At 44.0% G+C, this 12,489-nt stretch carries 11 protein-coding genes; 5 read left to right on the top strand and 6 right to left on the bottom strand.

The window, feature by feature from the left end; genetic code table 11:
* Nucleotides 1-10: 10 nt before the first annotated feature.
* Together P2G54_RS13105 and P2G54_RS13100 are read left to right on the top strand one after the other, a co-directional pair.
* Entirely contained in the window at nucleotides 11-1,441 is a 1,431-nt protein-coding gene (locus P2G54_RS13105; RefSeq protein WP_275871844.1) for a hypothetical protein, read from the top strand.
* A 69-nt stretch (nucleotides 1,442-1,510) separates the two neighbouring features.
* Nucleotides 1,511-2,377: a glycoside hydrolase family 16 protein gene (locus P2G54_RS13100; protein ID WP_275871842.1), complete on the top strand. Its 867-nt coding sequence runs from the start codon at nucleotides 1,511-1,513 to the stop codon at nucleotides 2,375-2,377.
* Nucleotides 2,378-2,434: 57 nt separating this feature from the next.
* Here the strand turns inward: P2G54_RS13100 and P2G54_RS13095 are convergent, their stop codons facing one another.
* Nucleotides 2,435-3,070: a GDSL-type esterase/lipase family protein gene (locus tag P2G54_RS13095; protein ID WP_275871840.1), complete on the bottom strand. Its 636-nt coding sequence runs from the start codon at nucleotides 3,068-3,070 to the stop codon at nucleotides 2,435-2,437.
* A 104-nt stretch (nucleotides 3,071-3,174) separates the two neighbouring features.
* On the opposite strand from P2G54_RS13095, the gene P2G54_RS13090 reads away from it, so the two are divergent.
* Nucleotides 3,175-4,062 carry a hypothetical protein gene (locus P2G54_RS13090; RefSeq protein ID WP_275871838.1) on the top strand — a complete coding sequence of 296 codons (888 nt, stop codon included), beginning with the start codon at nucleotides 3,175-3,177 and terminating at the stop codon, nucleotides 4,060-4,062.
* Between the two features lies 1 nt (nucleotide 4,063).
* On the top strand, nucleotides 4,064-4,657 hold the full coding sequence (locus P2G54_RS13085; RefSeq protein WP_275871836.1) for a class I SAM-dependent methyltransferase: 594 nt from the start codon (nucleotides 4,064-4,066) through the stop codon (nucleotides 4,655-4,657).
* On the opposite strand, the gene P2G54_RS13080 is transcribed toward P2G54_RS13085, so the two are convergent.
* The 3 genes from P2G54_RS13080 to P2G54_RS13070 form a co-directional block, all read right to left on the bottom strand.
* Nucleotides 4,654-6,003, bottom strand: a complete 1,350-nt coding sequence (locus P2G54_RS13080) for a neutral/alkaline non-lysosomal ceramidase N-terminal domain-containing protein (protein ID WP_275871834.1) — start codon at nucleotides 6,001-6,003, stop codon at nucleotides 4,654-4,656. The two genes, P2G54_RS13085 and P2G54_RS13080, sit on opposite strands and share 4 nt — an antisense overlap.
* Nucleotides 6,004-6,006: 3 nt before the next feature.
* Entirely contained in the window at nucleotides 6,007-7,170 is a 1,164-nt protein-coding gene (locus P2G54_RS13075; protein WP_275871833.1) for an AIR synthase related protein, read from the bottom strand.
* A 175-nt stretch (nucleotides 7,171-7,345) separates the two neighbouring features.
* Entirely contained in the window at nucleotides 7,346-8,329 is a 984-nt protein-coding gene (locus tag P2G54_RS13070) for a D-alanine--D-alanine ligase (RefSeq protein WP_275871831.1), read from the bottom strand.
* A gap of 143 nt (nucleotides 8,330-8,472) precedes the next feature.
* Between P2G54_RS13070 and P2G54_RS13065 the strand changes: the two genes are divergently transcribed.
* Complete coding sequence (locus P2G54_RS13065; protein ID WP_275871830.1) at nucleotides 8,473-10,659, top strand: S9 family peptidase; 2,187 nt, start codon at nucleotides 8,473-8,475, stop codon at nucleotides 10,657-10,659.
* A gap of 55 nt (nucleotides 10,660-10,714) precedes the next feature.
* Here P2G54_RS13065 and P2G54_RS13060 read toward each other — a convergent pair whose 3' ends face one another.
* Both P2G54_RS13060 and P2G54_RS13055 read right to left on the bottom strand, forming a co-directional pair.
* Nucleotides 10,715-10,954 (bottom strand): hypothetical protein, encoded by a 240-nt coding sequence (locus P2G54_RS13060; RefSeq protein WP_275871828.1) that lies wholly within the window; start codon nucleotides 10,952-10,954, stop codon nucleotides 10,715-10,717.
* Between the two features lie 135 nt (nucleotides 10,955-11,089).
* Complete coding sequence (locus P2G54_RS13055; RefSeq protein WP_275871827.1) at nucleotides 11,090-12,436, bottom strand: rhodanese-like domain-containing protein; 1,347 nt, start codon at nucleotides 12,434-12,436, stop codon at nucleotides 11,090-11,092.
* Between the last annotated feature and the right edge of the window lie 53 nt (nucleotides 12,437-12,489).

Genomic DNA, 12,489 nt, shown 5'->3' with positions numbered 1-12,489 from the left:
AAATAAAAAGATGAAAAGACAGTTTCTAAAATTCTCAGCTTTAATATTGTCCTTAGGCCTAGTATGGGGCTGTGACAATAATTTTTCGGAGGTCCCGGTTGTGGATAATCCTCCCAAGATTTCCCTAGGTGCCATTACCAGCGGTTTGACTGAAGGTGAAGACTTCAAACTTGAAGTTACTTTAACAGACGGCGTTGACAAAGGGACTATAAGTACTTTAGCAAGTTTTTCCTATACAATTACTCTTGTTAGTAGTTCTACTCCATCAGGCACTCAAGGAGGTAGTACAGTTTTTTCAGGTTCCCAAGATTTGACCGGTGATTCTGAAAAAGTAACGATTTTGATTCCGGGTGGATTTGAACCTGGAGACTACAACCTGGATATTTTGGTTCTGGATAGTAATGGGAATCAAAGCACGGAAAACCTCTCTTTTAAGGTTGGTTTGGCCAGACCTGACTTTGATATCACTGGGGAATGGACCATGGAACCTGTAGCTGGGGCCATGAAAGTTGGTCCTACGCCTGGAAGTGCTGAGTGGTGGCAAAACAGTGCAGGTGATGTTACAGCTAGGGCCTGCTTTTTCGATGATATCTATACATTCAATGCCGATGGCAAATTTGACATCAATATGGGTAGCTCCACTTGGGTAGAGGCTTGGCAAGGTGTGGCAGCGGATGGTTGCGGGGCACCGATTGCACCTTTTGACGGCTCAGGATCCTACACGTATACCTACACTAGCACAACCTTAACCTTAATTGGCGAGGGAGCTCATTTGGGGCTGGCCAAGGTCAATAACTCCGGAGAAATTTCCAATGGTGCTGCAGTGGCAGATCAAATTGCTTATACCATTGTAGAACAGTCCCAAGTGGGAGATACAAGAAAAATGACCCTTAGAATTGAAGCAGGTTCTGGTGTTTGGTGGGAGTTTAAATTGATCTCAGGAGCTCCAGCAATTTCCGCCTTGGTGGGGAATTGGAAAATGGAACCTGTTGAAGGCGCTTTGGCGGTTGGTCCTACAGCAGGAAGTCAAGAGTGGTGGTCAAATTCCGCTCAAGATGTAACCACAAGATCCTGCTTTTTTGATGACGTGTATACATTCGAAGCAGATGGTACTTTCTCTATGGATATGGGATCAGAAACCTGGTTGGAGGCCTGGCAAGGCGTTGCAGCCGATGGCTGTGGAGCTCCAATTGCACCCCATGATGGATCAGGTAGCTATGGATACCAATACGATGGAGCTACTTTGAAGTTAACTGGACAAGGCGCTCATGTTGGTCTTGCCAAGGCCGTAAATGCCGGAGAACTTCCCAGCGTTGTCGTGCCAAATGATGTTACCTATCAAGTTGTCAGCCTGACGGAGAATGCCGGGGTTAAAAGAATGACTCTACATATTGAAACCGGGTCTGGAGTTTGGTGGACATTCAAACTTATTTCTGAATAATTTATTTGCTGGGGGACATTTACATGCTTGCATGTAAATGTCCCCTTTTCAATTTAAACTTCATTTTGGATGAAATACTGGCTTTTTTGCTTGACTGGTTTTTCCATTTTCGGATTTAGTTGTTGCGTTCCTGATGAGGAAGGGAATCCCATTGACCAAGGAGATAATTTAGAAGTGGTGATTCCAGCGACAGGCTTTAGCACTCCTAAAGTCTATGATGGAATGACCTTGGTCTGGGAGGATGATTTTGAAGGGAATAGCCTGGATTTGGACAGCTGGAGTCATGAAACCGGCAATGGTCAAAATGGTTGGGGGAATAATGAATTGCAATATTATCGTTCCCAAAACACCTCATTTAAGGCTGGTAACTTGATCATCACTGCCAAAAAAGAAGACTTTGGCGGAAAGAATTATACCTCATCAAGGATTGTCACCAAAGACAAAAAGCAGTTCAGGTATGGAAGGATTGATATCCGGGCTGTCTTACCCAAGGGGCAGGGAATTTGGCCTGCTTTGTGGATGCTGGGCTCAAACTTCAATACGGAAGGATGGCCAGCCAGTGGGGAGATAGATATCATGGAGATGGTTGGCGGCAATGGCCGGGAAAATACGGTGCATGGAACAGTTCATTGGGAGCATGACGGTTCACATGCAGAATTCGGAGGGAGTTACAAACTACAGTCAGGTACCTTTTCAGATGAATTCCATGTGTTTTCAATTGTTTGGGATTCTCAAGCGATTCGTTGGCTGGTTGACAATAAGGAATACCATGTGATAGATACTACACCTGCACAGCTGGATGAATTTAGAAAGAGCTTTTTCTTTATTTTTAATGTTGCCGTTGGTGGCAACTGGCCCGGTTCACCGGATGCAAGTACCTCATTTCCTCAGCATATGATTGTGGACTATGTCCGGGTTTTTCAATCGGACAATTAATCAAAACCCCTTTGCCTAAAATAGGCAAAGGGGTTTTGAATGTTAATTTTTAATCTCTTACAATCGGATCTTTCTGGCAATTACACTGGCCATGATTCCCAGTCCTTCTTTGTTGGGATGAACACCGTCAGGGAGAAGTTCGGCTTTGTCCATCAAAGGTGTATAAAGATCAATCAGTTCTGCATTTGCCGCTTGTGCAATTTCTACGAGCATCATTCTTTGTTCATTGTTCATCACCGAAGCTGTGATCCCAAAATTATCCTTGGTTACCGGTACAGGCATGATGACATATACTTTTCCATCCACGGGCATATGCTCCCTGAATTCAGTGATCATGTCAAGGTAATCCTTTCGGAATTCGGCTTTGTGTGCCCAGTTCTGAGGTTTGGAATCATTGGTTCCCAACATAATTACCAAAATGTCGGGTGCAAATTCCTTTACTTCCTCAAATTGTGGTTCATTCCAATAGGGGTAATCTCCCTTACGAAGTAGGGTTCTGCCACTGACACCAAAGTTTTTTACTTCATAGGCATCTCCTAAAATAGATTGCATCTGCAGGGGATAGCTATCAGGATTCTCTCTTCCCGGTCCTTGGGTGATAGAGTTGCCCACACAGGCGACTTTGAGTGGAGATTGGGCAAAAGTGGCCGCACTGATCAGCAGGGCAGCGATAAGGAAGGTAAATTTTTGCATAGGTCTTTTGGGTTGAACTTCCCTCTTTCTAATTAAGGGAAGTTTGTTTTTGGAATTTGAGATTGATTGAACAATCAACCAAAGTAGGAAATTTTGGGAAGAAAATGGCCTATTCCTATGGACTGTGGATTCCGGAAACCTATTTTTACCAAATGCATTTTCTCAAGGAATTTTACCTCCGATTAACCTGGCTTTCTATTGATGTGGTCTTGGGAGCCATGGGAGGAATGCTTTTTTTCTCAAAGCTGCTTCGGGTTGATTTGGTTTGGGAAATCTATGCTTTGTTAGGCTTGACCGTTTGGAGTATTTATACGGCCGACCATTTGTTGGATTCCCGAAGAAAAGCCGAATTTGATCTTTCTCCCCGTCATCAGTTTCATGCCCGGAACCAAACCCTTTTGGTTTTTGCCTTGGCAATAGTGGTACTATTGGGTTTGGCTGGAGCCTATTTTGTTTTTGGATTAGGGGCTGAGCTCTCTTGGAGCTTGGTGTTGGGAGTTCTGATTGCAGGAAGTATGGGATTGATCCGTTTAGCCGGCAATGCTGTAAACGGACTGAAGGAAATCAGCACGGCGCTTTTTTATTGTTTGGGGATTGCCTGGATTCCCATTCTGCGGGCGGATCCCTTGGATATGAATTGGATCTTCTGGGCTTTTTTTGCAGGATTTTCTGGGCTGGCCTTTCTGAATTTACTCATGCTTTCCTTTCTGGACCGCAAGCAAGATCTTGCCTTGGGCTTTTCCTCTGCTGCCAGGCTTTTTTCTGAAGTGGGTCTGCTGAATTTGATCCGTAGAATGGCCTTTCTATTGATCTTTTTGGGACTTTTTGGTTTTATTTTCCTTCCCTCTCTCTATAAGTTCCAGGCCTGCCTTTTACTCATTATGTGTTTGATTCACTATCTGAGTTTTTTTAATTCAAAACTGACCGCCGATGAAGTAAGAATGCGAACAGAAGCGGCATTTATGCTTCCTTGGTTTTTGGTCTTGCTTTGAAATGAAGGATGCTTATCGCTATCTGGCCTGGATTTATACTCCACTTTCCAAATTGGTTTTTGGCAAGAAACTCCAAGAGGCCAAAACCTGCTTTCTTACTGATTTTTCAGGGAAAAAGATGCTGATTTTAGGGGGAGGAGACGGATTTGATTACAAGCCTATGCAAAAGCAACTGCAAGGTGATTTTTGGGAGATTTCGACCTCTATGCTCGAAAGAGCCAAAAGAAATCTTCCCACCTCTAGTCTAAATTTTCACCTTGGAAAGTTTGAGTCTGAGGAGTCTTATAACCTTATCCTGTTGCCCTTTGTATTGGATACACTAAGGGATGATGATCTGGAAGCTTTACTTTTTAAGCTCAATGGAAATTTGAAAAAGGGAGGGAGAATTTTCCTTTCTGATTTTTTTGGTCCAAAACACTTCCATCAAAAAATCATGCAGAAGTTGATGATTGGATTTTTCAGATTGCTTACTTCCCATCCACGAAAGGATTTGCCGGATTACAAGAGCTATCTGAATCCTCTGGGATTCAGTTTAATTGAGGAAAAAATATGGAGTGATGGTTGGATTCGTGCCCAGCTTTGGGAAAAAACTTAAGGCTTTTCCAATTCAATGATCCTAGAGATCAACTCATCGAAATATCTTCCGTTTCCGGGGCCATACCAGTTGGTTTCCCGCACTTCATGGTAGTGTTCATCATACAAGTCATCAGGAGTAATATAGCCAATGTAGCCTCCATTAAAAGTGGTGATAATAAGGTTCAGTCCTTTTTGGTTCGCGAGTTTTTCCCATTTCTCATAAAAGACTCCCGAAATCTCTCCGCTTGAAGCAATCAACAAGGTGTTGCCAATCCTGGTAATGTCCAGATGGGGGTTGGTGTCTCCCATAAGATAGTCAAATAGCCAGGGTCTGATCCGTAGATTGTCTGAAATTCGGAGGTGAGGTTCCCGTAATTTCAAGTCCAGTCTTCCTGATTCAATCAAAGCCAGATGATCCGTGCTAAAGCCTACCATCTTCATCCGGTTGAGGGAATCCAAAGAGAGGGCATATTGTCGAATTAGTTCAGGGCTGTTGCCAAGAGGAAGAGGTCTGTGAGAGCCTACCGTCCCCGCGGCAAAAAGCGCAAAGTCAAAGTTATTGGCCTCCATTTCTTGCATCAGGTAATATGGATAATCTCCAGATAGCCCCATGAATTTCGAGCTCAGACAGGTAGCATGAGCTGAATAGGTCAATAGGGTAGCCTTTTCCCCTCCTTTTTTGGAAAATATCAGTTGGCGTACAAAAGGGTCAGTGGGACCGTCTTTGACAAATCTGTTGGCGACCAATTCAGCTGCATCGGCCTTTCGAAAACTGATGGAAACAGTGTCCAGTTTTTTTTCTGCATTTTGGAGGGCTTCCAGGCTTTTGGCTACCATCAGGTCAACGGTTGTTTGCTGAAACCCTCCCAAGGCGAATTTGCCTAAAGGTCCGGGGATATAGCCCCCCATGCCGGAATGGGTGTGGGTTGCAGTGAAAATCAATTGGTCCAGATCTGGAAATTGGGACTTTAAACCTTCTTCCACCGCTTTTGCCAGATAGGGGTGAACGATCAGCAATTCATAATTAAGCCAGGCAATCTGTTGCTTTCCATTGCTAAGGAGGATGCTTTTGACAAAGCTGCTATCCTGGACAAATTCATACTTGCCTCGTGGAGCATAGCCGACAAGGGCTACAGGTTCTGAGGGGGTCATATTTGCCTTCCCCCATCCTGCAAGCCAGTTCTCTCCCATACTGCTAGGGAATTTTTTGGTTTCTAGTTCCTGAAAGGTCTGCTTATAGAAATCCTGTTCCTGAATAGGACTGCGATCTACTCGGGCAATGGTAGCTAAGGCGATTAGGGTAAAAAACAGAAAGATCCCAAGCAGGATCTTTCCAAAAAGTTTTAATGCCTTATTCAAGTTCATGGATTAGTATTCAAATTTACCATAAGGGCTTTGGATTGTTACTTTTTTGCCTTCATGAGGTTCGACACGTCCAATGATCTGGGCTTCCACACCATAGGACTCGGCAATATCGATGACCTCATCGGCATGGCGCTCGTCCAGATAGACTTCCATACGATGGCCCATGTTGAACACCTTGTACATTTCTTTCCAGTCAGTGCCGCTCTCCTCCTGGATAATGCGGAACAAAGGAGGGGTTTCAAAGAGATTGTCCTTGATCACATGTACATTGTCCACAAAGTGCAGTACTTTGGTTTGGGCTCCACCGCTGCAATGTACCAATCCATGGATATGGGGACGAAGGTAATTCAGAACATCTACCATAATCGGAGCATAGGTCCGAGTGGGAGATAGTACCAACTTACCCATGTCTAGGGGAGCGCCAGGAGCTGGATCGGTTAGGTTGTATTTTCCGGTATATACCAAATCATCAGGCACTGCCGGGTCAAAGGATTCTGGATATTTTGTTTTCAATATCTTGTTGAAAACATCGTGACGGGCAGAGGTCAGACCATTACTTCCCATGCCTCCATTGTATTCGGTTTCATAGTTGGCTTGTCCATAGGAAGCCAAACCAACAATCACATCTCCGCCTTGGATTTTGTCGTTTGAGATGACTTCGTCTCTTCTCATCCTGCAGGTGACGGTACTGTCCACAATGATCGTCCGTACCAAATCCCCCACATCGGCAGTTTCTCCTCCGGTCAGAACCACATTGACTCCATTGTCACGGAGCATTTGCAGAACCTCTTCTGTACCTTCAATAATGGCGGAAATAACTTCACCTGGAACCAGATTTTTATTTCGTCCAATCGTGGAGGAAACAAGGATGTTGTTGATGGCACCTACACAAAGGAGGTCATCTGTATTCATGATAATGGCATCCTGGGCGATTCCTTTCCATACGCTCAAGTCACCGGTTTCCTTCCAGTACAGGTAGGCTAGAGAAGATTTGGTCCCTGCCCCGTCAGCATGCATGATATTGCAATACTCTGGGTCAGCTCCTAGTGTGTCCTCAACTATTTTGCAGAATGCTTTTGGGAATAATCCTTTGTCCAGTTTGGAAATGGCCTGATGCACATCTTCTTTGGAGGCGGAAACACCGCGCTTCATATAGCGCTCGTTCATGGGAATTGGGTTTGGTTACCTGCTGCAAAGGTAGGCAATCCCAGCCAATGGGGAAGGGAATTGATGGAAATTCTAGTGAGGGTTTCCCTTGGTTTTCGGGGAGTACCTCAGATAACAACTGACAAATAGGTTTTGAACGACCAAATTGTATGGAAAACGTTTCCCAAAAAGGAACTCAAAACATTTCCTCAATCAGTTGAGTGTAGAAATCCCTAACCTCCATACCAATGGCCCGGACTTGTTGCGATATCAGACTTGTTTCGGTCTGACCAGGGACCGTGTTGATTTCAATGAAGTAAAAATCACCGGTTTCATGCTCGAGGAAATAGTCTATTCGGACTGCTCCCTTGCAGTTGAGTTTTTCATATACCTGAGTGACAATTCTTCCCACTCGGTCAGCTTCTTCCAGGGTCATTCTGCCCGGGGTGATCTCCTCTGTTACTCCAGCTGTGTATTTGGCTTCAAAATCGAAGAATTCCTTGCTATTCACAATTTCCGTAGCAGGGAGCACTGTAATGATTCCTTTACCTCTAAACACCCCTATTGAAAATTCCCTGCCGGAAACAAACTCCTCAACCAATACCTGTTTGTCCTCCGCAAAGGCTTTGTCCAAAGCCTCTGGAAGTTCCTCCCAGGTTTTCACCTTACTCATTCCTATGGAACTTCCTCCATTGTTGGGTTTGATGAAGACAGGCAGACTGAGCTCACTTTGGATGCGGGTTTTATTTGCTTCCGAATTTTCAAATAACTGAATGGACTTGGCAACATGCAGTTCCGGAATATCCTGGACAATTGCCTTGGTATATCCCTTGTTCATGGTAATTGCCGAGGTGAGTTGATCGCAAGTGGTATAGGGAAGTCCAAGCATGTCAAAATATCCTGCGAGTTTTCCGTCTTCCCCGGGAGAGCCATGTAAAATATTGAATACCCCGTCAAAGGTGATTTTTTCATCCCCGATTGTGATGCTGAAATCATTCATGTCCACTGGGATTTTTTCTCCGGAAGCACACATGAAATGCCAGTCTCCTGGATAAATCAGGATTTTGTATACATCATATCGCTCATGATCGATGGTCTTTTCAACTACAGTGGCACTTTTCAGGGAAATGACGGATTCACCTGTAAATCCACCGGTGACCAAAGCAATTTTTTTCTTCATGGCTGGAAAATTTTGGATTACGAAGTAGCTTATTTTTCCTGAACCCTCCAAGGGTTTCGAAGGAGGCAGAACTCCGAAAATGGGTTTTTTCTCTATATTAGCTTCGATTTATTCGAACGTTTTTACCCATAATTTATAGTAAGATGATTAAAAGTGTAAAAGCTCTTGGCTTTAGCCTTTTGCTGGGCCTTGCCCTGTTGGGTCAATCCCAGGCCCAGTCCCTCAAAAAAGTGACTTTGGAGGATGTATTCAAAAAAGGCACTTTCTCCCAAAAGTCCGTATATGGAATCAACTGGATGAAGGATGGACAGTATTACAGTTCACAGGTGAACCGCGGAGGTTTCCCCACTGTGATGAAGATCAATGTGGCGACTGGAGAGGAAGAAGGAGTTCTTTTGGACGGAAGAGCATTGGGGGTGAATTTTTCAAGCTATTCTTTCAATGCAGATGAATCAAAAGCTCTTGTTGCTACAGATGTTGAGTCTATTTACCGCCGTTCTTCCAAAGGGGTGTTTTATGTAGTGGATATGGCTACCGGTGAAAAGCAACAGCTGATGGGGGGTGAAAAAATCTCATATGCTACCCTTTCTCCGGATAATGATAAAGTGGCCTTTGTGAAGGACAATAACCTTTTCATGGTCGAATTGGCTACCAACAAACTAATTCAAATCACTTCTGACGGGGAATGGAATAAAGTCATCAATGGCGCAGCAGACTGGGTTTATGAGGAGGAGTTTTCCATGGCTCAGGCTTTTAAATGGTCTCCTGACGGAAAAAAGATCGCTTTTATCCGCTTTGATGAAACAGAGGTCCCTGAATTCAATATGCAGATTTGGGGCGCGCTCTATCCACAAGATTATAAGTTCAAATATCCAAAAGCGGGTGAAAAGAATGCCGAAGTAAGTATCCATGTGTATGATCTGGCTTCTGGGAATACCCGGACTATTGATGCAGGAACGGAAAAGGATATCTATTTACCTAGAATTTACTGGACAAAAGATGCCAATCAATTGGCTTTTTTAAGGCTAAACAGGTTGCAAAATCAGCTCGATCTTTTCCATGCGGATGCATCCACAGGAAAGAGTAAGCTGATTTTATCTGAAAGTGCGGAGACCTATGTGGACCTCGATTACAATGACAACTTGCAATACCTGAGTGATGGAAAAAGCTTTATCCGTACTTCCGAGCAGGATGGGTTTAAGCACATTTATCATCACAATATGGATGGAAGTTTGATCCGTCAAATCACCTCAGGCAACTGGGAAGTCAGCTCCCTGATTGGAGTGGATGAAAAGGCTAAGAAAATTTATTTCGTTTCCACCGAGGAATCTCCTTTGGAAAGAAACTTCTATGTAATTGATTTCAATGGGAAGAAAAAAACGGCTCTGACTCCGGCAAAAGGTACTCATTCTATCAATATGAGTCCGGATCACAAGTTTTTTATCGATTACTATTCCACTACAGATTCACCGGTAATTGTTAGTCTGAACGAGGCTTCAGGCAAGACCATAAAGGTTTTGGAGGACAATGCCGACCTGAAGGAAAGGCTGACCAGTTTTGCTTTGGGTAAGAAGGAGTTTTTCACTTTCCCGACGGTGGATGGAACCGAACTCAATGCCTATATGATCAAACCTGCTGATTTTGACCCCAACAAAAAGTACCCGGTTTTGATGTATGTATATGGTGGTCCAGGTTCACAAAACGTATTGAGCAGCTGGGGAGGTACCCGTGATTTCTGGCATCAGGCCTTGGTTGCGGAAGGGTATATCGTCGCATGTGTGGATAATCGTGGAACCGGTGCAAGAGGACGGGATTTCAAGCATTCTACTTATGCCAATTTGGGTAAGCTGGAGACCATTGACCAAATCGAAGGAGCCAAGTTTTTTGCGAAGCAATCCTTTGTAGATCCGGGAAGAATCGGAATCTGGGGCTGGTCTTATGGTGGGTATATGTCTTCCCTTTCGCTGATGATTGGAAATGACGTTTTCAAAACCGCCATTGCAGTAGCTCCGGTGACCACCTGGAGATATTATGATACGATCTACACAGAGCGATATCTTCAGACCCCACAGTTGAATCCCTCAGGTTATGATGACAACAGTCCTATTACCCATGTTAACAAGCTGAAAGGAAACTTCTTCCTGATCCATGGAACCGGAGATGATAACGTACATTTCCAAAATTCTGTGGATTTTGTCAACGCGCTGATTGCTGCCGATAAGCAGTTTGAGAGCTTTTATTATCCTAACAGAAATCACGGAATCTATGGCGGGAATACCACCTGGCATTTGTATACCATGATGACGGATTTCCTGAAGAGGAAGCTGTAAATAGACTGGATAGAGAAAGCCGTAAAATTCATTTTTTACGGCTTTTTTATTTATTCTAGGAAAATTTAATCTGATCCAGATAGAATTTCATCCGGCTGTGGTTCATGGGCAAAAAGTCAATCTTGTCGATTTTGTCCAGCTTATGATTGTAAAATACCTCAATGTATTCATCCCGAAGTAGATAGAGATTGACCTTGTGCCCGTAGTACCTGATGCCCACCACAAAAGTGCCCTCAAGGTAGAGGGTTTTGATTTTTTGGTTGAGGGTCATACTGGTAAACTCTTCTCTGCTCATGAAATGATTTTGAAGTAGGTATTAAAATTAACCAAAATGAATGGGAATTATTGTGGAATGCGTTTTACGCTTTAGCATTTCAAAAAAACACCTCTGTCTAGGGAGACAGAGGTGTCAATTCCAGTGTATTGGATTTTAGTGTGCTACAGTTTCAAATTCTTTGATCGCTTCACTCAAATCCAGCACTTTTGCATCTTTCAGCGCACCAGCTACAATACTTGTACCAGCAGCAGATCTGTATCCTCCTGCACAATGAACCACAACTGGCTTATCGGTTGGGATTTCTCCTGCTCTTTCTCTCAGTTCATGCAAGGGAATATTGATGCTTTCCTCAAAGATCGGGCTGTTGGCATGCTCATCTTTGCTTCGGATGTCAACAATGGTATAATCGCCCATGTGAGCCTTAAACGCTTCCAAGTCGAAGGAATTTCCTATTTCAGTCATGCCTGTAGGATTTACCACAGCTCCCTTGATCAGTTGTTCGTATCCAATTTTAGATGCCTTATAGATCACATCCTCAAGTTCAGCGGCATTGTCGGCCAATAGGAAGAAGTGTTCTTCCGGTCCCACGATTGAGCCCAGCCAAGTTTCGAATTTTCCTCCGTTCATGATATTCAAGGCGCCTGGAATATGTCCGGCCGCGAAGGCATCTTGTTTTCGGACATCAATTACTAATGCGTCAGCAGGTAGTGTTGCTCCTTCTGGCCAAATGCTTACTCGGGAGATGGATCTTTGGAAGGCGGGAGCACCTTTTTTATTCATGTCCACATCATATCCAAAATATTTGGGGATGTAAGGTTGTCCCTGAAGCAAGGAATCCACAAAGGTTTTTTCATCCATATCGGCAAATGCCCAGTTGGTAGCTCTCTGCTCTCCAATTGTACTTTGACGGGCGTCGCTTAGGTTTTTGCCACAAAGAGAACCGGCACCGTGCGCAGGGTAAACAATCACATCATCTGCCAAAGGCTTCAATTTATCCTGAACGGTGTGATACATCATTTTAGCAAGTTCCTCACGCTGAGCTTTCATGTTTCCGGCTTTTTCGCGAAGATCTGGTCTTCCCACATCTCCGATAAACAAGGTGTCACCGGAGAAAAGCGCATGATCTTTTCCGTTTTCGTCCTTCAGCAAAATACTGATGGAGTCAGGAGAGTGTCCTGGAGTGTGCAATGCCTTGAAGGTTACTTTTCCCATCTGGAAAGTATCCCCCTCATCGAATCCTGTATGCGGATATTCCGCACCGACCATCTTACTCACGTAGATGGTTGCGTCTTCATTTCTGTGAAATTCCAAATGTGAGCTCACAAAGTCGGCATGTGGGTGAGTTTCGATCACCGCTACGATCCTTGCGTCATTGGCCTCTGCAAAATCATAATAAGGCTGAGGGTTCCTTCCTGGGTCTACCAAGGCAATTTTGCCTTCGCTTAAAATAGCATAGCTAGCATGAGCTAAGCCTTCGTCATAAAATTGTTGGATATTCATGGTTTTATTTTTATTTATTCTAAATATTGATACAAAGATAAGCTATGACAAAA

The sequence above is a fragment of the Algoriphagus sp. CAU 1675 genome, assembly GCF_029222925.1.
Classification (GTDB): Bacteria; Bacteroidota; Bacteroidia; order Cytophagales; family Cyclobacteriaceae; genus Algoriphagus.
The sequence above is the reverse complement of the archived record's forward strand: the minus strand, read 5'-3'. Positions and strand labels throughout refer to the sequence as shown.